Origin of the sequence: Pseudomonas sp. PSPC2-3 (genome assembly GCF_049898265.1) — a bacterium.
Classification (GTDB): domain Bacteria; phylum Pseudomonadota; class Gammaproteobacteria; order Pseudomonadales; family Pseudomonadaceae; genus Aquipseudomonas; species Aquipseudomonas veronii.
The window spans coordinates 314,038-336,634 of the sequence record NZ_JAFCXJ010000009.1 but is presented as its reverse complement, the minus strand read 5'-3'; the positions used below and the strand labels follow the sequence as shown (position 1 = coordinate 336,634).

Annotated in this window: 19 protein-coding genes and 1 other RNA gene; 12 read left to right on the top strand and 8 right to left on the bottom strand. The window is 58.0% G+C overall.

Annotated elements, in window-relative coordinates; genetic code table 11:
• Positions 1-6: 6 nt before the first annotated feature.
• From dnaJ to grpE, 3 genes are all read right to left on the bottom strand, one after another.
• Complete coding sequence (gene dnaJ, locus ACP7E3_RS22210; protein ID WP_426124399.1) at positions 7-1,131, bottom strand: molecular chaperone DnaJ; 1,125 nt, start codon at positions 1,129-1,131, stop codon at positions 7-9.
• A 316-nt stretch (positions 1,132-1,447) separates the two neighbouring features.
• Positions 1,448-3,364, bottom strand: a complete 1,917-nt coding sequence (gene dnaK, locus ACP7E3_RS22205) for a molecular chaperone DnaK (RefSeq protein WP_017847410.1) — start codon at positions 3,362-3,364, stop codon at positions 1,448-1,450.
• Positions 3,365-3,466: 102 nt separating this feature from the next.
• Positions 3,467-4,027, bottom strand: a complete 561-nt coding sequence (gene grpE, locus ACP7E3_RS22200; RefSeq protein ID WP_017847409.1) for a nucleotide exchange factor GrpE — start codon at positions 4,025-4,027, stop codon at positions 3,467-3,469.
• 254 nt (positions 4,028-4,281) lie between these two features.
• Between grpE and recN the strand changes: the two genes are divergently transcribed.
• Positions 4,282-5,955 (top strand): DNA repair protein RecN, encoded by a 1,674-nt coding sequence (recN, locus tag ACP7E3_RS22195; RefSeq protein WP_046382039.1) that lies wholly within the window; start codon positions 4,282-4,284, stop codon positions 5,953-5,955.
• Positions 5,956-6,045: 90 nt separating this feature from the next.
• Here the strand turns inward: recN and fur are convergent, their stop codons facing one another.
• Positions 6,046-6,450, bottom strand: coding sequence for a ferric iron uptake transcriptional regulator (gene fur, locus ACP7E3_RS22190; protein WP_046385174.1), 405 nt, complete (start codon positions 6,448-6,450; stop codon positions 6,046-6,048).
• A gap of 98 nt (positions 6,451-6,548) precedes the next feature.
• Here fur and ACP7E3_RS22185 point away from each other — a divergent pair, with 98 nt between their 5' ends.
• On the top strand, positions 6,549-7,076 hold the full coding sequence (locus ACP7E3_RS22185) for an outer membrane protein assembly factor BamE (protein WP_046382038.1): 528 nt from the start codon (positions 6,549-6,551) through the stop codon (positions 7,074-7,076).
• Between the two features lie 63 nt (positions 7,077-7,139).
• Here the strand turns inward: ACP7E3_RS22185 and ACP7E3_RS22180 are convergent, their stop codons facing one another.
• Both ACP7E3_RS22180 and ACP7E3_RS22175 read right to left on the bottom strand, forming a co-directional pair.
• Positions 7,140-7,442 carry an RnfH family protein gene (locus ACP7E3_RS22180; RefSeq protein WP_426124395.1) on the bottom strand — a complete coding sequence of 101 codons (303 nt, stop codon included), beginning with the start codon at positions 7,440-7,442 and terminating at the stop codon, positions 7,140-7,142.
• Positions 7,435-7,869, bottom strand: coding sequence for a type II toxin-antitoxin system RatA family toxin (locus tag ACP7E3_RS22175; RefSeq protein ID WP_046382036.1), 435 nt, complete (start codon positions 7,867-7,869; stop codon positions 7,435-7,437). The genes ACP7E3_RS22180 and ACP7E3_RS22175 overlap by 8 nt, the downstream gene beginning before the upstream one ends.
• 168 nt (positions 7,870-8,037) lie before the next feature.
• Here ACP7E3_RS22175 and smpB point away from each other — a divergent pair, with 168 nt between their 5' ends.
• Positions 8,038-8,520: an SsrA-binding protein SmpB gene (gene smpB / locus ACP7E3_RS22170; protein WP_017847403.1), complete on the top strand. Its 483-nt coding sequence runs from the start codon at positions 8,038-8,040 to the stop codon at positions 8,518-8,520.
• 38 nt (positions 8,521-8,558) lie between these two features.
• On the opposite strand, the gene ACP7E3_RS22165 is transcribed toward smpB, so the two are convergent.
• Complete coding sequence (locus ACP7E3_RS22165) at positions 8,559-9,326, bottom strand: FCD domain-containing protein (RefSeq protein ID WP_017847402.1); 768 nt, start codon at positions 9,324-9,326, stop codon at positions 8,559-8,561.
• A gap of 261 nt (positions 9,327-9,587) precedes the next feature.
• Between ACP7E3_RS22165 and ACP7E3_RS22160 the strand changes: the two genes are divergently transcribed.
• From ACP7E3_RS22160 to ACP7E3_RS22120, 9 genes are all read left to right on the top strand, one after another.
• Complete coding sequence (locus tag ACP7E3_RS22160; RefSeq protein ID WP_126588586.1) at positions 9,588-11,282, top strand: lactate permease LctP family transporter; 1,695 nt, start codon at positions 9,588-9,590, stop codon at positions 11,280-11,282.
• 136 nt (positions 11,283-11,418) lie between these two features.
• Complete coding sequence (locus ACP7E3_RS22155; protein WP_201021552.1) at positions 11,419-12,243, top strand: (Fe-S)-binding protein; 825 nt, start codon at positions 11,419-11,421, stop codon at positions 12,241-12,243.
• The gene (locus tag ACP7E3_RS22150; RefSeq protein WP_017847399.1) at positions 12,240-13,691 is read left to right on the top strand and encodes a LutB/LldF family L-lactate oxidation iron-sulfur protein; all 1,452 of its coding nucleotides are present in this window, start codon (positions 12,240-12,242) and stop codon (positions 13,689-13,691) included. The genes ACP7E3_RS22155 and ACP7E3_RS22150 overlap by 4 nt, the downstream gene beginning before the upstream one ends.
• Positions 13,691-14,362, top strand: a complete 672-nt coding sequence (locus ACP7E3_RS22145; protein WP_057005461.1) for a LutC/YkgG family protein — start codon at positions 13,691-13,693, stop codon at positions 14,360-14,362. Before ACP7E3_RS22150 ends, ACP7E3_RS22145 begins: the two co-directional genes overlap by 1 nt.
• A complete protein-coding gene (locus ACP7E3_RS22140; RefSeq protein WP_426124390.1) occupies positions 14,359-17,169 on the top strand; it encodes an FAD-binding and (Fe-S)-binding domain-containing protein in 2,811 nt (936 codons plus the stop codon). Before ACP7E3_RS22145 ends, ACP7E3_RS22140 begins: the two co-directional genes overlap by 4 nt.
• 137 nt (positions 17,170-17,306) lie before the next feature.
• Complete coding sequence (locus ACP7E3_RS22135; protein ID WP_046382031.1) at positions 17,307-17,591, top strand: hypothetical protein; 285 nt, start codon at positions 17,307-17,309, stop codon at positions 17,589-17,591.
• Between the two features lie 102 nt (positions 17,592-17,693).
• Positions 17,694-18,087, top strand: a transfer-messenger RNA (tmRNA) gene (ssrA, locus tag ACP7E3_RS22130).
• Positions 18,088-18,272: 185 nt separating this feature from the next.
• On the top strand, positions 18,273-19,529 hold the full coding sequence (locus ACP7E3_RS22125) for an integrase domain-containing protein (RefSeq protein WP_426124425.1): 1,257 nt from the start codon (positions 18,273-18,275) through the stop codon (positions 19,527-19,529).
• 43 nt (positions 19,530-19,572) lie between these two features.
• Complete coding sequence (locus ACP7E3_RS22120; RefSeq protein ID WP_426124388.1) at positions 19,573-20,325, top strand: hypothetical protein; 753 nt, start codon at positions 19,573-19,575, stop codon at positions 20,323-20,325.
• 39 nt (positions 20,326-20,364) lie between these two features.
• On the opposite strand, the gene ACP7E3_RS22115 is transcribed toward ACP7E3_RS22120, so the two are convergent.
• Entirely contained in the window at positions 20,365-22,509 is a 2,145-nt protein-coding gene (locus ACP7E3_RS22115; RefSeq protein ID WP_426124386.1) for a hypothetical protein, read from the bottom strand.
• Positions 22,510-22,597: the final 88 nt, after the last annotated feature.

The window sequence follows — 22,597 nt, the reverse complement described above, 5'->3', positions numbered from 1 at the left end:
AATTCCTTACAAGTCGCCGAAGAAGCGCTTCACGCCATCGAAGAAGCCCGTGGTTTTCGGCGAGTGGGAGTCGTCACCCTCCAGCGAACTGCGGAACTCTTCGAGCAACTCGCGTTGGCGACGGCCCAGGTTGACCGGCGTTTCCACCGTGACACGGCACATCAGGTCGCCCGCACCGCCACCACGTACCGGCGCCACGCCTTTGCCACGGATACGGAACTGCTTGCCGGTCTGCGTCCCCTCAGGGATCTTGAGCTTGACCCGACCATCCAGAGTCGGAATCTCCAGCTCGCCGCCCAGGGCCGCATCGACGAAGCTGATCGGCACTTCGCAGAACAGGTGCTTGCCGTCGCGCTGGAAGATCGAGTGCTCGCGCACATTGATCACCACATACAGGTCACCCGTCGGGCCACCCTGAGCCCCCGCCTCGCCTTCGCCCGACAGGCGAATGCGGTCACCGGTATCCACGCCCGCCGGCACTTTGACCGACAGGGTTTTGTACTCTTCGACACGCCCTTCACCGTGGCAGGAATCGCACGGGTCAGAAATGATCTTGCCTTGGCCTTGGCACCGCGGGCAGGTTTGCTGCACCGAGAAGAAGCCCTGCTGCATGCGGACCTGACCGATACCACCGCAGGTCGGGCAAGTGATCGGCGAGGAGCCTTTCTTGGCCCCCGAACCGTCGCACGGCTTGCAGTTGACCAGCGTCGGCACGCGGATATTGACGCTGGTGCCGCGCACGGCTTCTTCCAGGTTCAGTTCCAGGGTATAGCGCAGGTCGCTGCCGCGCTGGGCACCGCCACGCTGACCACCGCGGCCACCGCCGAAGAAGTCGCTGAACACATCGCCGAAAATATCGGAGAAGTTCTGGCCGCCGAAGCCGGCACCGCCGCCACCCATGCTCGGGTCGACGCCGGCGTGACCGTACTGGTCGTAGGCCGCACGCTTGTTGGGATCACACAGGCATTCGTAGGCCTCGTTGGCCTCTTTGAACATTTCTTCGGATTCTTTGTTATCCGGATTACGGTCCGGGTGGTGCTTCATCGCCAGGCGACGGTAAGCCTTCTTCAGGTCCGCCTCGCTGGAACCGCGCTCCACACCCAATACTTCGTAATAGTCACGCTTTGCCATAAGTCTTTGCACTCTTAAGGACGTTCAGCCAGACCCTCCTGAGCCTTGCCGAACTCGTTGAGCCCCAATACAGGCCCGGACCCAACTCACGTCAATTCAACGATCCTGGTCATAACAGCTTTCAGCCAGGGACCCGGCCAAAAACGCGGTGACTGTCGCCGGAAAGCAGGAGCATTCCCGATCACACCGCCAGCATCCGAGCCTTGTCGCATGCTGTAAAAATTCGCATACCCCAGACACGCCAACGCGGGAGCAAGCTCCCGCGCGGCGACATCCTACCAGGCACCGCTTGATAGCGGTCAACCGGCCAAGCAGATTACTTCTGCTCTTTGACTTCTTCGAACTCGGCATCGACAACGTCATCGTGCTTGGCTTCAGGCTCTGCCTGATGCGCGGCACCGTCAGCTGGCTGACCTTGCTCGGCGTACATTTTCTGAGCAACCGGCGCGGAGACCTTCGACAGTTCCTCAACCTTGGCTTCGATGGCAGCCTTGTCGTCGCCTTTAACTGCGGCTTCCAGGGCAACCAAGGCCGCTTCGATTGCGGTCTTCTCTTCGGCAGTCACTTTGTCGCCAGCTTCAGCGATCATTTTGCGCGTCGAGTGAACCAGTGCGTCGCCCTGGTTACGGGCAGCAGCCAACTCTTCGAACTTCTTGTCAGCCTCGGCATTGGTTTCCGCATCACGAATCATCTGCTGAATTTCTTCATCAGACAGACCAGAGTTGGCCTTGATGGTGATCTTCTGCTCTTTGCCAGTAGCCTTGTCTTTGGCGCCTACGTGCAAGATGCCGTTGGCGTCGATGTCGAAGGTCACTTCGATTTGTGGCACGCCACGTGGTGCTGGTGGAATCTCGGCCAGGTCGAACTTGCCCAGGGACTTGTTCTGCGCCGCTTGCTTACGCTCACCTTGCAGCACGTGAATGGTCACGGCGCCCTGGTTGTCATCGGCCGTCGAGAACACTTGCGATTTCTTGGTAGGAATCGTGGTGTTTTTCTCGATCAGCGCAGTCATCACGCCACCCATGGTTTCGATACCCAGGGTCAGCGGGCTGACGTCCAGCAGCAATACGTCTTTCACGTCGCCGGCCAGTACCGCACCCTGGATGGCAGCACCCATGGCAACAGCTTCGTCCGGGTTCACGTCTTTACGTGCTTCTTTGCCGAAGAACTCGGTCACCAACTTCTGAACCAGTGGCATACGGGTCTGACCGCCGACCAGGATCACGTCGTTGATCGCACTCACTTCGATGCCGGAGTCTTTCAGCGCGATGCGGCAAGGCTCGATGGTGCGCTGAACCAGGTCTTCAACCAGCGCTTCCAGCTTGGCGCGCGAGATCTTCACGTTCAAGTGCTTAGGACCGGTAGCGTCTGCAGTGATGTACGGCAGGTTAACGTCGGTCGACTGAGCCGAAGACAGCTCGATCTTGGCTTTCTCGGCAGCTTCTTTCAGACGCTGCATGGCCAGCGGGTCACCCTTGAGGTTCATGCCGCTTTCTTTCTTGAACTCGTCAACGAGGTAGTCGATCAGACGGATGTCGAAGTCTTCACCACCCAGGAAGGTGTCGCCGTTGGTGGCCAACACTTCGAACTGGTGCTCGCCGTCAACTTCCGCGATTTCGATCACGGACACGTCGAAGGTACCGCCACCCAGGTCATAAACGATGACAGTGTGGTCGCCCTTGGCTTTGTCCATGCCGTAAGCCAGAGCGGCTGCGGTTGGTTCGTTGATGATACGTTTTACGTCCAGACCCGCGATGCGGCCGGCGTCTTTGGTCGCCTGGCGCTGGCTGTCGTTGAAGTAGGCCGGAACGGTGATCACCGCTTCAGTCACCGCTTCACCGAGGTAGTCTTCGGCGGTTTTCTTCATCTTTTTCAAGATTTCAGCCGAGATCTGTGGCGGCGACATTTTCTGGCCGTTCACTTCAACCCAGGCGTCACCGTTGTCAGCCTTGGCGATTTTGTAAGGGACCATCTTGATGTCTTTCTGTACGACTTCTTCCTCGAACTTACGCCCGATCAGACGCTTCACCGCGTACAGGGTGTTGTGCGGGTTGGTCACCGCCTGACGCTTGGCCGACTGACCGACGAGGATTTCGCCGTCGTTGGCGTAAGCAATGATCGACGGCGTAGTACGCGCGCCTTCGGCGTTTTCGATGACTTTTGCAACGCCGTTTTCCAGCACGGAGACGCAGGAGTTGGTGGTCCCCAGGTCGATACCGATAATTTTGCCCATGATTTACTCTCCCGAAACTTGAATTTGGATGCCGCAGCAGTGGTGGCTAACTGCGGTAGCACTTAAACGCTTGACTTATAAATGGGGGCCTTGCGGCGTATTTCAAGCCTGCTCATCAATCGAAGGTGAAACCGGTGCAGGCGCCTTGCTGACCACGACCATTGCTGGACGCAGCAGGCGACCGTTGAGCTGGTATCCCTTCTGGAATACTTTCAACACGCTGTTTGGCTCAAGGTCATGACTTTCCTGCATCGCCATGGCCTGGTGATGCTCGGCATTGAACGGCTCGCCGCCTTGCGGATCGACAGCCTCCAACTGATAACGCTTCAGGGTGTCCTGGAACATTTTCAGGGTCAGCTCGATACCTTCACGCATCGGGCGGATGTTTTCGTCATCCGGGTTGGACAACTCAAGGCCGCGCTCCAGGCTGTCGATGATCGGCAACAGATCACCGGCGAATTTTTCCAGCGCGAACTTGTGGGCCTTTTCTACATCCTGCTCGGCACGGCGGCGGACGTTCTGCAGATCGGCGGCAACACGCAAAGATTGATCCTGCGCAGCGGCCAATTGCTCTTCGAGCACTTGCACACGAGTCGCCAGCTCATCACCGGCAGCCGAATTGGCGTCTGGAGTTTGCGTATCCTGCGTCTGTTCGTCAGCCATAGATTTCTCCTTTCAAAATCATGCGCGAACTCAACTCGCGCTTCTGTTCCGGTATATGGGGCCACAATTTCCAGGTTCAAGGGTGCGGGCGTCACCAAAAGTCTTTCATCTGATCCAGATCAATTCCGACCCATTCATTCCTCTTCGCACTAAAAAAAACATCGAAGCAAGCAAATCGAGCTAAGCGCCAGGATTGTCAGCCCGGAACAAAACACTGTATAAATAACCAGACCTAAAGCCTGGGAGCGGCCGTCATGCTCGTGCACCTGTCCGTACATAACTACGCCATCGTTGAACATCTGGATCTCGAACTGGATCGCGGGATGAGCGTAATCACAGGCGAAACCGGCGCCGGCAAGTCGATCATGCTCGACGCCCTCGGCCTGACCCTGGGCGACCGCGCCGACAGTGGCGTGGTACGCCCCGGCGCAGACAAGGCCGACATCCTGGCGACCTTCGATCTGGCGGACATCCCCGAAGCCGAAGCCTGGCTTGCCGAGCGCGACCTTAATAATGAAGGGCCGTGCATCCTGCGCCGGGTCATCACCGCCGAAGGCCGCTCCCGTGGCTACATCAACGGCACGCCCTGCCCGCTGGGTGACTTGAAGGCCCTGGGCGAGCTGCTGATCGATATCCACAGCCAGCACGAACACCAATCCCTGCTCAAAACCGATACCCATCGCCGCCTGCTCGATGAATACGCCGGCGCCACCGACCTCGCCCGCCAGGTCCAGCTCGCCGCCCAACGTTGGCGCCAGACCCGCCTGGAACTGGAGCGCCTCTCCAATTCCGGCGACGAGCAACGCGCACGCCACCAATTGCTCAGCTATCAACTCGAAGAGCTCGAAAGCCTTGGCCTCGGCGAAAGCGAGCTGGAACAGCTTGAGCAGGAACACAAGAACCTCACCAACGCCGAAACCCTGCTGGGTATTTGCCGCCAGGTGGTGGAGCAATGCAGCGAGAGCGACTCGGGCAATGTGCTCAATGCACTGACCGTCAGCCTCAATCGGCTGTCCAGCGTGAACAATGCGTCCGGCTCGCTGAATGAAGCCACGACCTTGCTGACCAGTGCGCAAATCCAGGTAGAAGAAGCCGTAGGCGAACTGAACCGCTTCCTCGATCACTTCGACGCCGACCCGGCACGCCTGCAGGAAATAGAAGAACGCCTGGACACCATCTACACCCTGGCGCGCAAACATCGGATCCAGCCGACTGAAGTGGCAACGATGCAGCAGAAGCTGCTGGATGAAATCGAAACCCTGAACGCGAATGACGAGTCCATTGAGCGCCTGGGCGACGAACTGGCTTCTTTCGCCCGCCATTACCAAGAGAAGGCCCGCGAACTGAGCGATCTGCGCCATCAAGCCGCCACGAGCCTGGCCAGCGCGGTCGAGCAGGAAATCCAGCGCCTCGGCATGCCCGGCGGCCGCTTCACCATCGAACTGCACAGCAATACCAGCGCCGAACTGCAGCCCCACGGCCTGGAACAGGTAGAACTGCTGGTCAGCGCCAACCCAGGGCAGCCGCTCAAAGCGCTGGCAAAAGTCGCCTCCGGGGGCGAACTATCGCGGATCAGCCTGGCGATTCAGGTGATCACCGCCCAAACCTCACGGGTTCCGACGCTGGTCTTTGACGAGGTAGACGTTGGCATTGGTGGCCCGACCGCAGAAATTGTCGGCCAACTGCTGCGTCGCCTGGGGGATCGCGGCCAGGTGCTGACGGTTACCCACTTACCGCAAGTAGCCGCCCAAGGGCATCAGCATTTGTTTGTACACAAAGTACGCGGCAGCGATGCGACGCACACGGCGGTGTCCAAGCTGAACAAGTCGGAACGCGTGGAGGAAGTCGCGCGCATGCTCGGCGGCATCGACCTGACCAAGGAGTCCCTGGCCCACGCGAAGAAAATGGTGGTGGCAGCGAAGGCCTGACCGAACCGGCAATTTTCTCTCTTGTAGAAAGCACGAAGGCGACCCAGGGGTCGCCTTCAATCGTTCCGCAGAGCGAATCTGCGTCGATTTTTACTTTTTCTTACGTACGTAAAGAACCAAATTGTGGTCCGACAACTCGTAGCCATGCTCCTCGGCAATTGCCTTCTGCAACCGCTCGATTTCCGGGTTGGTGAATTCGATAACCTCACCAGTGTCCACGTCGACCATGTGGTCGTGATGACCACCATCAGCCAATTCGAACACTGCGTGACCGCCGTCGAAATTATGACGAACCACCAGCCCCGCGGCTTCAAACTGGGTCAGCACGCGGTAAACCGTGGCTAGGCCAACGTCCTCATTGGACTCCATCAGCGCCTTGTAAACATCCTCGGCACTCATGTGGCGCTGCTCAGCAGAATCGAGCATTTGTAGAATCTTGACGCGTGGCAGAGTCACTTTAAGACCGGCTTTGCGTAGTTCGCTATTTTCAACCATGGTTAGCTTTCTCGCGGATGCTGCTTCGCAGCTTCTCTTAATACGGGTATGATCGGCGTTTACGTTGTCCCAGCCAAGATAGTGGAAGTCGCCCACCGATGCAAAACACCAAGCTCTTGCTAACCAGTTTCACCTTTGTGGGACTGCTCGCACTCGCCGGTTGTTCATTCCCCGGGGTTTACAAAATCGACATCCAGCAGGGCAATGTCGTCACGCAGGACATGATAGACCAGTTACGCCCGGGAATGACCCGACGGCAAGTACGGTTTATTATGGGCAACCCCCTGCTGACTGACACTTTCCACGCCGATCGCTGGGATTATCTCTACAGCATCCAGCCTGGGGGCGGTGAACGCCAACAGGAACGCGTCAGCGTCATCTTTAATGGCAATGATCAACTGGTCAGTCTGTCCGGCGATTTCATGCCCGGCGTAAGCCGCGATGAAGCCTTGCTGGGCAAGGATAACGGCACCAACGTGACTGCGCCTGCGCAGGAAGCCGAGAAGCCGAAATCCGAAGTACCGGCCAAGCCTGGCTCATTGCTCGACAAGATCCAGAAAGACGTCGACCGCGTACAAACAGTTCCAGTCCCGACGCCACAGCCTCTGGACACCAGCCCGCAGTAAGTTTGCGACGTTCGATAAAAAGCCCGGCATGCCGGGCTTTTTGTTGCCTGCAGATTCGCCGGCCTATGAACGCAGTTGCTTGGCCAACGCCGCCTTGGCCGCACGCAGCCGCCGCACTTCTTTGGGGTCGGCCAGCAGCGGGCGGTAGATCTCGATACGATCACCTGACTGCACGGTGCAGGTATCGGGGTCGACCACTGCATTACCGAATACCCCCAACGGGCAATCAGCAAGGTTCACCTCAGGAAAGTGCGTAGCAATCCCCGACGCCTGCACCGCAGCCCGCAGGCTCGTCCCCGCTGGCACCGCGACCGCCACCAACACCTGGCGATCCACGCCGGCATACACCACTTCAATCTCAACCATGCAGTTGCTTGGCTCGCTGACAGAATGCGTCGACCAGGGTATTGGCCGCCTGATTGAACAAAGGCCCCAACGTCGCCCGCACAATGGGCCCCGCATAATCGAAGGACAGATCCAGGCTGATCTTGCAGGCTTTCTCGGTCAACGCCTTGAACACCCAGACACCATGCAATTGGGTAAACGGCCCTTCCTGCAGATTCATTTCAATGGACTTGCCCGGCACAAGGACATTGCGTGTCACAAAGTGCTGGCTGAGCCCCCCCTTGGCCACCCCGACACTGGCAACCATGTGCTCATCACTGCCTTCCAGCACCTCGGCGGTCGAGCACCAAGGCAGGAATTCCGGGTAACGCGCCACGTCGTTGACCAGGTCATAAAGCACCTGGGCCGGATAGGGCAGCAGGGCCGAACGTTGAATATGCGTCGTCATGTGAGCGTTATTTCCACAGCTGAGCGGCAAACATCGCGAAAGAACAACCCGATCCGCGAGAGAAAAAAACCAAAGAACTGCCGGTATTGTCCGGGATTCGTCCAACACGCTCAAGCACGCAGGTTGACCGTAGCCGACACGCTCGCAACGCCCTATAATGCCGCCCCTATGGCTAAACAAAAGAAACACCCCACAGGGACCATCGCGCAGAATAAAAAAGCGCGACACGATTACTTCATCGAACATCGGTTCGAGGCTGGTCTGGTCCTGGCCGGCTGGGAAGTAAAAAGTCTGCGTGCCAGCAAGCTGCAACTGGTCGACAGCTATGTGCTACTCAAGGATGGCGAGGCATGGCTGCTCGGCAGTCATATCACCCCGCTGACCACCGCGAGCACGCACGTGATTGCCGACCCGGTACGCACACGCAAGCTGCTGCTCAATGCCCGCGAACTGGACAAGCTCGCCGCCGCCGTACAGCAGAAAGGCTATGCCTGCGTCTGCCTGTCCTGGTATTGGAGCAAGCATCTGGTCAAGTGCGAGATCGCACTGGGCAAAGGCAAGAAGGAATACGACAAGCGTGACACCGAGCGCGAGCGCGATTCCGACCGTGAACTGCATCGCGCCGTGCGCAACAAGGGCAAGGAAGAATAATCCTTGTGCCGCTGTAGCCTAGGGCGCTTCGCCCCTGGCTACATGCCCTTGCGCCGCGCCGCCCGGGCCACGCGCTGAACTTCCTGACGTACCTCCTCCAACACCTCCTGCACATACAACAGGTGACGTGTTGAGACTTCCCGCGCTTGCTCGGCCCGCCCCTCGATGATTGCCAGGTACAAATCCCGGTGCTGACTGATCAGCATATCGCGGGTTTCCGTGCGCTGCTGGTACATGCCGCCAATGTTGGTCACCACGTTCCGCTTGAGCAGGTCGAACAACCCGCGGATGGTGTGCAACAGCACAGCATTGTGGCTGGCCTCGGCAATGGCCAAGTGAAACCGCGCATCCGCGGCCCCCTCTTCTGCGCGGCTGACCTTATCGTCGCGCGCGTAACAATCCTGTAGCGCTTCAAAGGCTGCCGTCAGCCGCTCACGGTCGACTTCGGTAGCGCGCAATGCCGCGTAATAGGCACAGGACGCTTCGAGGGTTTGGCGAAACTCCAGCAAATCACGCTGCGCCTCGGGATTGTTTTCCAGCAGGTGCAACAACGGATCGCTGAACGTCGAACCCAACGAATCAGACACATAATTGCCACCGCCCTGGCGACTGACCAGCAACCCCTTGGCCGCCAGTTTCTGGATCGCCTCACGCAGCGAGGGGCGCGAAACGCCGAACTTTTCAGCCAACGCGCGCTCGGCCGGCAAGCGCTCGCCCGATTTCAGCGTGCCCTCAAGGATCATGCCCTCAAGCTGCTCGACAATATCGTCAGACAAACGGCGCTGACGCACCTGATCAAACCCCATAACTCTCTCTCCACGATCCCGACCACTCGCCGGGGCCTCTATTCTGGCCTATCGCAACGCTTGCAGCACCCATCAGAACATCTTCGATTGATGCGATCAGAGCGCCCGCCCTCCCGCTTAAGACCAAAGTTTCGCAGGCGGCAAATTGACACATCCCTGCCTAGGCTTTTACTCTAGCCAACAGCGGCTGTAAATTGGTATTACCAATTATCCAAGCCGACTAAAATGTGCCTGACCAACAACAATTAGGGGCCACCCCATATGCAAACCTGGCAACAGCTCTACAGCCCGCTCGGCAGCCTCGGCCTGTCCGCACTGGCCGCCGTTATTCCAATCGTATTTTTCTTCCTGGCTCTGGCCGTGTTTCGCCTTAAAGGCCACGTCGCCGGCAGCATCACGCTGGCGCTGTCGATCCTGGTGGCGATCTTTGCCTTCCAGATGCCGGTGGACATGGCACTGGCCGCTGCCGGCTATGGCTTTGCCTACGGCCTGTGGCCCATCGCCTGGATCATCGTCGCTGCGGTATTTCTCTACAAACTGACGGTCAAGAGCGGCCAGTTCGAGATCATCCGCAGCTCGGTACTGTCGATCACCGACGACCAACGCCTGCAGGTCCTGCTGATCGGCTTCTGCTTCGGCGCCTTCCTGGAAGGTGCCGCCGGCTTTGGTGCTCCCGTGGCGATTACCGCCGCGCTGCTGGTCGGCCTGGGCTTCAACCCGCTGTACGCCGCCGGCCTGTGCCTGATCGCCAACACCGCGCCCGTCGCCTTCGGTGCCCTCGGGATTCCGATCATCGTCGCCGGGCAAGTGACCGGCATCGACGCGTTCAAGATCGGCGCCATGACTGGTCGCCAATTGCCACTGCTGTCGCTGTTCGTTCCGTTCTGGCTGGTGTTCATGATGGACGGCCTGCGCGGCGTGCGCGAAACCTGGCCGGCCGCCTTGGTGGCAGGCTTGAGCTTTGCCATCACCCAATACTTCACCTCCAACTTCATCGGCCCGGAACTGCCGGACATCACCTCGGCCCTGGCCAGCCTGGTTTCCTTGACTCTGTTCCTGAAAATCTGGCAACCCAAGCGCACCGCCGGCGCGCAGATTGCCGGTGCGACCTCCAGCGCAACGGTCACCGCCAGCGCCGGCGGCTTCGGCCTGCCACGCAGCACTGTCGCTTCGCCCTACAGCCTGGGGCGAATCTTCAAAGCCTGGTCGCCGTTCCTGATCCTGACCGTGCTGGTGACCATCTGGACCCTCAAGCCCTTCAAGGCGATGTTCGCCGCAGGCGGCTCGATGTACAGCTGGGTGTTCAACTTTGCGATCCCGCACCTGGACCAACTGGTGGTCAAGGTTGCGCCTATCGTGACCAACCCGACGGCCATCCCCGCGGTATTCAAACTGGACCCGATTTCAGCGACCGGCACTGCGATTTTCTTTTCCGCGCTGATCTCGATGCTGGTATTGAAGATCGACATCAAAACTGGTCTTACCACTTTAAAAGAGACCTTCTACGAACTGCGCTGGCCGATCCTGTCCATCGGCATGGTGCTGGCGTTCGCGTTCGTCACCAACTACTCGGGCATGTCCTCGACCATGGCATTGGTCCTGGCCGGCACCGGCGCAGCCTTCCCGTTCTTCTCGCCGTTCCTCGGCTGGCTGGGGGTTTTCCTGACAGGCTCCGACACCTCGTCCAACGCCCTGTTCAGCTCGTTGCAAGCCACCACCGCCCACCAGATCGGTGTCAACGACGTCCTGCTGGTCGCGGCAAACACCAGCGGCGGCGTGACCGGCAAGATGATTTCGCCGCAATCGATCGCTGTGGCCTGCGCCGCTACCGGCCTGGTCGGCAAGGAATCCGACCTGTTCCGCTTCACCCTCAAGCACAGCCTGTTTTTCGCCACCATCGTCGGGCTGATCACACTGGCCCAGGCCTACTGGTTCACCGGCATGCTGGTGCATTGAGACCACAGGTAATCACGCAATAACCGACGCCGAACCGCGATTTCGGCGTCAGCTCTCCACAACCCCTCTGCCGGGCCGCTGAACACGCTGCGGCCCTGACGGACGGACAACCGGGACCACCCGGAGAACGCGCCTGATGAGCGAGCTTTTTTACAACGCCGTGCCGAATGCCACCCGTGTCGCGCCGCCTCTGGCCGAGCCACGCGAATACCCCCACGAAAAACCGCAGAAGGTCTACCTGTTCGGCACCTGCGTGGTCGATCTGTTTTATCCCGAAGCCGGCATGGACGCGATCCACCTGCTGGAACGCGAAGGGATCTGCGTGGATTATCCCCAAGGGCAAAGCTGCTGCGGGCAACCGGCCTACACCTCGGGCTATACCGACCAGGCCCGACAAGTGGCACGCGCGCAACTGGCGCTGTTCGCCGGTGACTACCCGGTGGTGGTGCCATCCGGCTCCTGTGCCGGCATGTTACGTGAGCACTACGCCGACCTCTTCAAGGACGAACCCGACACCCTCAAACAAGTGCAGGCCCTCGCGGCCCGGACTTATGAGTTGGCGGAGTTCCTGTTGTTCGTGTGCAAGGTGCAACTCAACGACAGCGGGGAGCCGGTCAAGGTCGCCCTGCACACGTCGTGCTCCGCGCGTCGGGAAATGAACACCCACCTTCACGGCCGCGAACTGCTGGCCCAATTGCGCAATGTCGAACGCGTCGACCACAGCCACGAAAGCGAATGCTGTGGCTTTGGTGGGACGTTCAGCGTGCGTATGCCAGACATTTCCGGCGCAATGGTGGCCGACAAGACCCGAGCCTTGCAGGACTCCGGCGCCCATCAAGTACTGAGTGCTGATTGCGGTTGCCTGATGAACATCAATGGCGCCCTGGAGAAACAACAGGCGGCCTTACGCGGGCAACACCTGGCCAGCTTTCTCTGGCAACGCACCGGGGGTGAACGATGAACGCCGCGCTGATTCCCACCGTCGAGGTGTCGGAAGACTTCCGCACCCGCGCCCACCAGGCACTGGGCGACGCGCAACTGCGAAACAACTTTCGCAATGCGATGGATTCCCTGATGAGCAAACGGGCGGCGTCTTTCAGCGACGCCCACGAACGCGAACACCTGCGCGCCCTCGGTAACGCGGTGCGCGCCCGCGCCCTGTCGAAGCTGCCCGACCTGCTCGAACAACTGGAAGCCAACCTGACCCGAAACGGCGTGACCGTGCATTGGGCAGAAACGGTTGAAGAGGCCAATGCGATCGTGCTGTCGATCATCCGCCGGCGCGAAGCCACGCAGGTGATCAAAGGCAAATCCATGGTCAGCGAAGAGATGGAGATGAACCACGTACTCGCCGCCCAAGGCATCGAATGCCTTGAGTCGGACATGGGTGAGTTTATTGTTCAACTCGACCATGAGAAGCCGTCCCACATCATCATGCCGGCGATCCACAAGAACGCCAGCCAGGTCGCGTCGCTGTTCCATGAAAAACTCGGCGTGGAGTACACCAAGGATGTCGACCAGTTGATTCAGATTGGTCGCCGCGTGCTGCGGGAAAAGTTCTTCGAAGCGGATATCGGCGTCTCCGGCGTCAACTTCGCCGTGGCCGAAACCGGCACGCTGCTGCTGGTGGAAAACGAAGGCAACGGGCGTATGTCGACCACAGTGCCACCCGTGCATATCGCCGTGACCGGCATCGAGAAGGTCGTGGAAAACCTGCGCGACGTGGTGCCGTTGCTGTCGCTGCTGACCCGCTCCGCGCTCGGCCAGCCGATCACCACCTACGTCAATATGATCTCCGGCCCGCGCAAGGCCGATGAGCTCGACGGCCCCGAAGAAGTCCACCTGGTGCTGCTGGACAACGGACGCAGCCAGGCGTTTGCCGACAGCGAATTGCGTCAGACGCTCAACTGCATTCGCTGCGGCGCATGTATGAATCATTGCCCGGTGTATACCCGAATCGGTGGCCACACCTACGGCGAGGTCTACCCCGGCCCTATCGGAAAAATCATCACACCGCATATGGTCGGCCTGGCAAAAGTACCGGACCATCCCAGTGCGTCTTCGTTGTGCGGTGCTTGTGGAGAAGTGTGTCCGGTAAAAATTCCGATCCCGGCCTTGCTACGCCGTCTGCGGGAAGAGAACGTAAAAGCGCCGGATAGCCCACACCCCGTGATGCGTGGCCAAGGCAGCAAGTATTCGCGCCAGGAGCGGTTCATCTGGAACGCCTGGGCCAAGCTCCACAGCTCACCGACGCTGTACCGCCTGTTCACATTCGCCGCCACGCGCCTGCGCGCCCTCGTACCGAACAACGTCGGGCCATGGACGCAAAACCATAGCGCGCCTAAACCCGCCGCCCGTTCGCTGCATGACCTGGCACGCGAGCATTTGGCCAAACAGGGAGCGCGTTGATGAGCGCCAAGCAAAATATCCTCGGCAAATTGCGCCACAGCCTGACGGGCACAACACCAGTGCCCGACAACTTCGATGAGGCCCTGGTCACACAGATCTACACCTACCCGCCAGAGCAGCGCATCGCACAATTGCGCAAGCTGATGGAGGCGGTGCATACCGAGATCCACCTGACCCGCGGCGCCGAATGGCCAGCTTTACTCGCGCAGCTGCTGCAAAAACGCGAGCTGCCCAGCCTGCTCATCGCGCCGACAACCGAGCATGGGCGGCGCATCACCGAGCACTGGTCGAACCATCCGCAATTGCCGCAGCTCAAAGCCTACGACCGCCCTGTGGAAGAATGGAAAGCCGAGCTGTTTAATGACACACCGGCCAGCCTGACCACGACCCTCGGCGCCATCGCCGCCACCGGTAGCCTGATTCTGTGGCCCACGCGGGAAGAACCGCGACTGATGAGCCTGGTGCCGCCGGTACACTTTGCACTGCTCAAGGCCAGCGAGATTTACGACAACTTTTATCAGGTCCAGCAGCAATTCGCCTGGGCCCAAGGCATGCCCACCAATGCCCTGCTGGTGTCCGGCCCGTCGAAGACCGCTGACATCGAACAAGTTCTGGCTTATGGCGCCCACGGTCCGAAGGACCTGGTGGTGCTGATCCTGGAGGACCAATGAGTCTGCCTGCCGCTTTCCTTGCTGACGTCGCACAGCTGATCCCGAAAATTCGTCGCTTCGACGACCCACTTTCCACCTTGGCATTTGGCACAGACGCCAGTTTTTACCGACTGATCCCACAGCTGGTGATTCGCGTCGAGTCGGAAGACGAAGTCGTGGCGCTGCTGAAACTGGCCCAGCGCGATCATGTTCCGGTGACCTTCCGCGCAGCGGGCACCAGCTTGTCCGGGCAGGCCATCAGCGATTCGGTACTGATCGTACTGGGGGACAACTGGAACGGCCGCGAAATTCGTGGGCAAGGTACGCAGATCCGCCTGCAACCCGGCGTGATCGGTGCCCAGGCCAACGCCTGGCTGGCGCCATTCGGGCGCAAGATCGGGCCGGATCCGGCGTCGATCAACGCCTGCAAAATCGGCGGCATCGTCGCCAACAATGCCAGCGGCATGTGCTGCGGTACGGCGCAAAACACCTACCATACCCTGGCCGGGATTCGCCTGGTGCTGGCCGACGGCAGCCGCCTGGACACCGAAGATGCCGCCAGCGTCGCGGCATTTCGTCAGCAGCACGGCGCGCTGCTTGAACGCCTGGCCACACTCGGGCGGGAGACACGGGCAAACGCTGAACTGGCCGCCAAAATCCGCCACAAATACCGTCTGAAAAATACCACCGGCCTGTCACTCAACGCCCTGGTGGATTTCGATGAGCCGCTGGATATCCTCAGCCACCTGCTGGTGGGTTCCGAAGGCACCCTGGGCTTTATCAGCGCAGTGACTTACGACACCGTCATCGACCACCCGAACAAAGCCTCGGCGCTGATCGTATTCCCCGATGTCGAGACCTGCTGCAATGCGGTGACCGTCCTGAAAACCCAACCGGTCTCAGCGGTTGAGCTGCTCGACCGACGCAGCATGCGTTCGGTGCAGGACAAACCCGGCATGCCCGCCTTCGTACAACATCTATCAGAAAATGCCTGCGCACTGTTGATCGAATCCCGTGCGGCATCGCCCTCTTTGCTTCAGGAGCAACTGGCGCTGATCATGGCGTCCCTGGCGGCGTTTCCGGTGGAAAAACAGGTCGACTTCACCGAAGACCCGGTGGAAAACGCCCGCCTGTGGGCGATCCGCAAAGACACCTTCCCCGCCGTCGGCGCCGTGCGCAAAACCGGCACTACGGTGATCATCGAAGACGTGACGTTCCCGGTCGAGCAGTTGGCCATCGGCGTTAACCGTTTGATCGAGCTGTTCGACAAACACCACTACGACGAAGCCATCCTTTTCGGACACGCTCTGGAAGGCAATCTGCACTTTGTGTTCACCCAAGGCTTCAACAGCAGCGAAGAAGTCGCACGCTACCAAGCGTTCATGGACGACGTCGCCCAACTGGTGGCCGTAGAGTTTGGCGGCTCACTGAAAGCCGAGCATGGCACCGGCCGCAACATGGCGCCGTTCGTCGAGCTGGAATGGGGCAGCGACGCCTATCAACTGATGTGGCAACTCAAGCGCCTGCTCGACCCCAACGGTATTCTCAACCCGGACGTGGTGCTCAGCGAAGATCCGCAGATCCACCTTAAACACCTCAAGCCGCTGCCTGCCGCCGACGAGCTTGTGGATAAGTGTATCGAGTGCGGTTTCTGCGAGCCGGTATGCCCGTCGAAAGGCCTGACCTTGAGCCCGCGCCAGCGCATCGTGATCTGGCGCGATATTCAGGCGAAGAAACGCGCCGGCATCGACACCACTGAACTGGAAACCGCCTACCACTACCAGGGCATCGACACCTGCGCCGCCACCGGGTTATGCGCCCAGCGCTGCCCTGTGGGAATCAACACCGGCGACTTGGTGAAAAAACTCCGGGCCCGCGACGCCGACCATACGAAAACCGCCGAATGGTTGGCCACCCACTTCGCCACCGCGCTGCAAGGCGCGCGCTTTACCCTGCACGTCGCCAACGGCGCACGCATGCTGTTGGGAGCGCCGCGCCTGGCCAAGTTGTCGGCCACAGTGAGCAAGTTGTCCAAGGGACAAATCCCACAATGGACCAACGCCACGCCGCAACCGGAAAAAGCCATTCGCTTCAGCCCGGCAGTGACCGATGAGCGGCCACGCGTGGTCTACCTCGCGGCATGCGTCTCACGCGCCATGGGCCCGGCGGCTGGCGATAAAGAGCAAACGTCGCTGTACGACAAAACCCGCGGCCTGCTGGAAAAAGCCGGCTACCAAGTCGTCTTCCCCGACAACCAGGACAACCTGTGCTGCGGCCAGCCTTTCGCCTCCAAGGGCTATGCCGAACAGGCCGAACACAAGCGCCAGGAACTGATCGGCGCCTTGCTCCACGCCAGCCGCGGCGGCCTCGACCCGATCTACTGCGACACCAGCCCCTGCACCCTGCGCCTGGTGCAAGACCTGGGCGAAACACGCCTGGACCTGTACGACCCGGTACGATTTATCCGCACGCACCTGATGGACCGCCTCGACTTCATACCGCAGGAAGCACCGATCGCCGTACACGTCACTTGCAGCACCCAGCACCTCGGGGAAAGCCAGGCCCTGATCGACCTGGCCCGCCGCTGCGCGAAAACCGTGGTGATCCCGGAAGGCATCCACTGCTGTGGTTTTGCCGGCGACAAAGGCTTCACCACCCCGGAACTCAACGCCCACTCCCTGCGCTCGCTGAAAGACGCCGTGCAATATTGCAGCGAAGGCATCTCCACCAGCCGCACCTGCGAGATCGGCCTGAGCCAGCATGGCGGCATCGATTACCACGGGCTGGTCTACCTCGTGGACCGCGTAACCCGACCGAGGGCGCACTAATCCTGCACAAAAACAGAACCCCTGCGCGGCGACGTAGTCATCTGCATAGGCCTCGGCGATCGAGGCTCATCAGTGATGTCGCTGGCAGCCCTTGAACGCCAGCAACGTCGAGCCCTTTTTCGCAAGGAGATACCCTTATGAAGCATTCCGCTCTTGCTGGCGTGTTCATTACCGCTGCGATGCTGGCCTCACCGGCGTTTGCCGCCGGAAAAACCGACCAGCTTTGTCAGATTAATCTCGACAAAATCAACAACGGCAAAGCCCTGCTCGCCACCGACACCACTGGCAAAAGCGGCGAAATCGACACCGCCGTGTCTCAAGCCAAAGCCGCCCAAGCAGCAGGTGATGACAAGAGGTGCATAGAGATCACGTCCAAAGCCCTGCAAGACCTACAGAACAGCGACAAAGGCGCCAATCAGTAACACCCCGACGCTCATGGCCAACCTTCGGGTTGGCCTTCTGTGACCGTTTGGCGTACACTGCACAGGCTTGTCACTCACTAAGAAACAACGAGTTACAAGCACGGGGCCGTTTAGGATTCGACGCCGGTCGCGAAACTTTAGGTGCATGCCGAGTTGGTAACAGAACTCGTAAATCCACTGTTGCAACTTTCTATAGTTGCCAATGACGAAACCTACGGGGAATACGCTCTCGCTGCGTAAGCAGCCTTAGCCCTTCCCTCCTGGTACCTTCGGGTCCAGCAATCATCAGGGGATGTCTGTAAACCCAAAATGATTGTCATATAGAACAGAATCGCCGTGCAGTACGTTGTGGACGAAGCGGCTAAAACTTACACAACTCGCCCAAAGCACCCTGCCCGTCGGGTCGCTGAGGGTTAACTTAATAGACACGGCTACGCATGTAGTACCGACAGCGGAGTACTGGCGGACGGGGGTTCAAATCCCCCCGGCTCCACCAACTTTACATCTAAAGACGTCCATGGACGTCTTTTTTTGTGCCTTAAATCTAGTAAATACAAGGCTTTAGCGTCTATTGGGGTCCACAGACGTCCGACAGAATCCACATCACCTGGTATTCCACATGGTATTCCAAGCCCTTCAGTGGTAATTTTTGGAATACCGAATGATGTCATGGAATACCTCATGTGCGCCCAAGCCACCCGCCTCTCTGATCGCCAGCTCAAAGCTGTAAAACCGAAAGACAAGGACTACGTCCTCAGTGATGGGGATGGTCTACAGCTGCGCGTGAGAATCAATGGCTCTACGCTATGGAACTTCAACTATCGGCGGCCGGTTACCAAGAACCGTATCAACATGGGCCTCGGCACCTACCCAGAACTTTCGCTCGCGCAAGCCAGGAAGAAAACGGTTGAAGCCAGAGAGCTTCTCGCGCAGGGCATCGACCCGAAAGAACATCGTAGTGCGCTGGAGCAGACAAAAAGACAGGCAACCGAGCACACATTCGAGAACGTGGCGTCCGCTTGGTTTGAACTGAAAAAAGATTCCGTCACCCAGGCTTATGCCGAAGACATCTGGCGTTCACTCATACTGCATGTTTTTCCAACGCTAGGAACAACACCTATCTCGCAGATCAATGCACCGACGGTCATCGAACTGCTGCGCCCTCTTGAAACCAAAGGCAGCCTGGAGACAGTGAAGCGATTGACCCAACGGCTCAACGAGATCATGACCTACGGTGTGAACTCGGGAATGATCTTTGCCAACCCGCTAAGCGGCATTCGGGCTGTGTTCAAAAAGCCGAAAAAGCAAAACATGGCTGCCCTCCGCCCCGAAGAGCTGCCAGAGCTAATGGTCGCCATCGCCAATGCGAGCATAAAAAGAACTACACGCTGCCTGATCGAATGGCAGCTCCACACCATGACCCGTCCTGCGGAAGCCGCCACGACCTCCTGGGCTGACATCGATCTCGACAAGAAAACCTGGACGATCCCAGCGGAGCGGATGAAGAAGCGACGTGCTCACGTCATACCACTCACCGAACACGCACTGGCTCTACTTGAGACGATCAAACCCTATAGCGGCCACAGAGAGTATGTGTTCCCCGCCGATAGAGACCCGCGGACTCACTGCAACAGTCAGACAGCAAACATGGCCCTGAAGCGAATGGGCTTTGAAGGGCGCTTAGTGAGCCACGGTATGCGCTCGATGGCTAGTACTATCCTGAACGAACAAGGATGGGATCCGGAGCTGATCGAGGTCGCACTTGCACACGTGGACAAAGACGAGGTGCGTAGTGCCTACAATCGTGCGGATTACATTGAGCGAAGACGTCCCATGATGATCTGGTGGAGTGAACATATTCAGCGAGCGGGTATGGGTAGCCTGTCTGTGTCAGCCATCCAGGAAGGTACGCGGTTAAAAGCAGTGTCCATGCGATAGCTGGCGCTGAATCTCACCACCAAAACTTTGACCCACGGGATTCATGACGGCACAGATCCAGAGCAGTTTGCGACCTCCAACTCAATCCACCAATATCATAGGTTTAGCCTCCGCACGTCTTTTCTGCGGCACGCAGGCTTCGATCTTTTCAATTCTTAGGGCAAGTAATCTCAGCACAGCATTGGCTGGCGGAAGAACAGATCGGGGAAAGGATATGATCTTGGATCAAAAAGGACTAAATCAGGCAATCGATGCGTACGAGACTACGACTCGCAAAGCGGTGGACGCCGCGCGTAAGCTCGTAGTGCCTCTTCCGACCTGCATTCGGTTCTCTACCGGCGCGCTAAATGCCTCCACAATCGAAGAGCTCAGCGCGAAGGCTCCGAAGCTCGCGCAAGGTGAAGGCAAGCAAAAAAAGCGAGGCTTCCTCTACATCTACCAGTTGCAAGACGAATGCGAGGTCGAACCCCTCCTAGTGACAGCCGCGCTGCTGGAAGCAAAAACAAATGATGTCATTGTAGGAAAGCTGCCTGCCGTCAATTTAATGCACTCTGGTCGAGTGCTTTATGTTGGCCGTTCCTGGAACGTCCAGTCGCGTACCCGGGAACACCTGAAAGCAGATTGCTCCAAGAAGACATACGCCTTGCGCTTCGCAGCATGGGCCGAGGAGTTCGACCTGAGCGTTGAACTGCTCATTTGGGAGTTTCCTGGAATTACAGATCTTACGCTTCAGGTAGTCGAGGATGGACTATGGGATCGTCTGCGACCTCTCTTCGGGCGACGCGGAGCCAAGTAGGTAAACCCGGCCCGATCAACGTTTAACTATCTGAAAAAGCTAGTGCATTGTCGGAGCTATTTTAGGGTCGCGAAGTGGCATGGCCCACTCGACCAACCCCGAAATACATTGGACTACGTGACGCTTACAGGCTTGTGCCGTTGAGAGGGAAACGAAACGTGAATGTGCTGGAGGGTTGCGGAACTGTTCAACTGCAGACTGCTCAATAAACTTGGCGATAGCACCGCTTTTGAATGCAACTTGACCCGCGTGATTTAGATGAGAAGTCAGCCTGGAGGCAAAAAACAGTTTGAGTTCTAGGTCTTCGCCGGATGTTGAGCGACTCTTCTCCAGGAGAATATGCAACGGACCTAGTTCCAGACCAGTTCTTCCTCCATCCAGCACCGGCCTCAAGCGCTCAATCATTTGGGACCACATCATATGCGCTTTTTTTCGCTTAGTAGCACTCGCTTTGGATTGGGTTGCATCTTCGGTTGCTAGAAGTTTACCCAAGCGACTCCACAGCTCCTCCAACTCCGCGGCCGCTGAATCAGAGTTCCTAAACGGTTTGATAAGCAGATCGTTAAGCTCATGCTCAAGTATGCGGAAGAAGCCCAAAGCGATCATGCCCGCATCCCCGTGAAACACTTCAGCTTTCTCGGCCTCCTCTAGCGCCGCTTCCGCCCAAATGTAGGACAACTTCCCCATAGGACTCAACACATCAACTATCTTACCTCGCTGAACTTGATCGGCCAGCGATGCATTGCAATCAATACCTGATCTAAGCAAAGCCTCAGCCATTTCGTTCTCGACTGAGAGTTTACGCGACGCTGCTTCCACATAGGCGGCCTGCACCAGCCCTATAAGCGCTTTCGGCACTGGTTGATCGCCGAGGCCTTTTAGAAGGCGAACTACGTTATCAACGAAGATATCAATAGCGCCTAATCTCAATTGAGTTTCAAGTGCCTGTGCGTAGTCAACTGATTGCTTCTCTTGAGACCCATTGAGCAGGCGTTTCACGATGGGGACAAATGCTTGTCCTACCGAGGCCTCCATGACAGCCTCAGCTAATAACGGGTCGAAGACTTGCAACGCAATTACAGAGCGGTAGTTCGTATCCAAACGCTCTGCGGCATTCTGAAACTCATTAGGCTTCAACCCTTCTGAAACTCCATAAGAACTCAACCACTCGGCAAGCCTCAATGCCAAGGAGCAGGAGTGACGGTTGAACTCTAAAAAAAATGGGTCTTGATCTAGGGATATTGAACGCTCCGTACAAGACGAGTCCTCAGCAACCTTACTGAGATTAGCGACCGCTTGCAAAGGATCCCGTGCATTTAAGACAAGTAACTGACCCAGATAAAGTATAAACGTGGGTGAGAGCTTTGATGGCCTGAGCGAGTTTAGGAGATTCAATAATTCTTTCTCCCTCCCAAGATAAGCCAAGCACTCGAGGTGCAGGGCTTTTGCACCAGAAAAATCAATATGATCTTTTGTGACGCGGGACGCGTAGAGAATACAACCTTCCAAGTCGTCAGAGTGGAAATATGCCATTGCCTCTAGAAAGGCGAGCTCCCCTTCATCATGGGACTCCTCCTTGAGGCGTCCAATTATTTTGAATGCTATTCGCCACTCTTTACGATCAGTCGCCGCAAATAAACGCACCCTTAGATCCGCTTGAGTGCATGAAGACAAATCCTTTTCCAGATCTATAGGAACTTCCTTGCTGCGAGCTTCTGAAACCTCAACAGCACGGACAGACCCTCTCGAAAATGACATAAGAAGTTTGAGTTTACCAAGAACATTAAGTTCTTCAGCCCCAGCCTCCCCTCCCTTGCGCCCCTCAAGAAGCTGCCTATACTTATTTTTTAGAGCATACATCTCCTCAAGCACGCCGAGAGTGTTTGAAGTTGACTCAACTAGGCTTGAAGTGCGCCTGTACACCAGCGTCCTTGCCGGATCAGCCTCTACCAGCTTAGCTATCCAGTCTGCAAACCCGCTGTAGTCTGGAATATTCATATCCACCAGATCATCGCTCAGGGCGAACGCCTCCAACGCCTGCTCAAGTGCAGTTTTTTGTTCGTCCTGCCTTTTCCCTGGGACAAGCCTATTAAGCATACCTTGCAAAGGTGGCGACTTAGTTTGCACGTGTGGCAAGCTCACCCTTTTCTGGGAAAAACGCTTTGAACTTCGGTTTTTCTTCATCTAGTTACGATCTCGTGCAAAAGTCAGGATATATGCTTCGCAAAACAAGTAGCTGGAGTTAATGTAAAAATTAAATTCTCGCAACCTA

Bases quoted from the DNA above. Each gene is read 5' to 3' on its own strand.
- dnaJ (WP_426124399.1), bottom strand. From the start codon at position 1,131: ATGGCAAAGCGTGACTATTACGAAGTATTGGGTGTGGAGCGCGGTTCC.
- dnaK (WP_017847410.1), bottom strand. From the start codon at position 3,364: ATGGGCAAAATTATCGGTATCGACCTGGGGACCACCAACTCCTGCGTC.
- grpE (WP_017847409.1), bottom strand. From the start codon at position 4,027: ATGGCTGACGAACAGACGCAGGATACGCAAACTCCAGACGCCAATTCG.
- recN (WP_046382039.1), top strand. From the start codon at position 4,282: ATGCTCGTGCACCTGTCCGTACATAACTACGCCATCGTTGAACATCTG.
- fur (WP_046385174.1), bottom strand. From the start codon at position 6,450: ATGGTTGAAAATAGCGAACTACGCAAAGCCGGTCTTAAAGTGACTCTG.
- ACP7E3_RS22185 (WP_046382038.1), top strand. From the start codon at position 6,549: ATGCAAAACACCAAGCTCTTGCTAACCAGTTTCACCTTTGTGGGACTG.
- ACP7E3_RS22180 (WP_426124395.1), bottom strand. From the start codon at position 7,442: ATGGTTGAGATTGAAGTGGTGTATGCCGGCGTGGATCGCCAGGTGTTG.
- ACP7E3_RS22175 (WP_046382036.1), bottom strand. From the start codon at position 7,869: ATGACGACGCATATTCAACGTTCGGCCCTGCTGCCCTATCCGGCCCAG.
- smpB (WP_017847403.1), top strand. From the start codon at position 8,038: ATGGCTAAACAAAAGAAACACCCCACAGGGACCATCGCGCAGAATAAA.
- ACP7E3_RS22165 (WP_017847402.1), bottom strand. From the start codon at position 9,326: ATGGGGTTTGATCAGGTGCGTCAGCGCCGTTTGTCTGACGATATTGTC.
- ACP7E3_RS22160 (WP_126588586.1), top strand. From the start codon at position 9,588: ATGCAAACCTGGCAACAGCTCTACAGCCCGCTCGGCAGCCTCGGCCTG.
- ACP7E3_RS22155 (WP_201021552.1), top strand. From the start codon at position 11,419: ATGAGCGAGCTTTTTTACAACGCCGTGCCGAATGCCACCCGTGTCGCG.
- ACP7E3_RS22150 (WP_017847399.1), top strand. From the start codon at position 12,240: ATGAACGCCGCGCTGATTCCCACCGTCGAGGTGTCGGAAGACTTCCGC.
- ACP7E3_RS22145 (WP_057005461.1), top strand. From the start codon at position 13,691: ATGAGCGCCAAGCAAAATATCCTCGGCAAATTGCGCCACAGCCTGACG.
- ACP7E3_RS22140 (WP_426124390.1), top strand. From the start codon at position 14,359: ATGAGTCTGCCTGCCGCTTTCCTTGCTGACGTCGCACAGCTGATCCCG.
- ACP7E3_RS22135 (WP_046382031.1), top strand. From the start codon at position 17,307: ATGAAGCATTCCGCTCTTGCTGGCGTGTTCATTACCGCTGCGATGCTG.
- ACP7E3_RS22125 (WP_426124425.1), top strand. From the start codon at position 18,273: ATGTGCGCCCAAGCCACCCGCCTCTCTGATCGCCAGCTCAAAGCTGTA.
- ACP7E3_RS22120 (WP_426124388.1), top strand. From the start codon at position 19,573: ATGACGGCACAGATCCAGAGCAGTTTGCGACCTCCAACTCAATCCACC.
- ACP7E3_RS22115 (WP_426124386.1), bottom strand. From the start codon at position 22,509: ATGAAGAAAAACCGAAGTTCAAAGCGTTTTTCCCAGAAAAGGGTGAGC.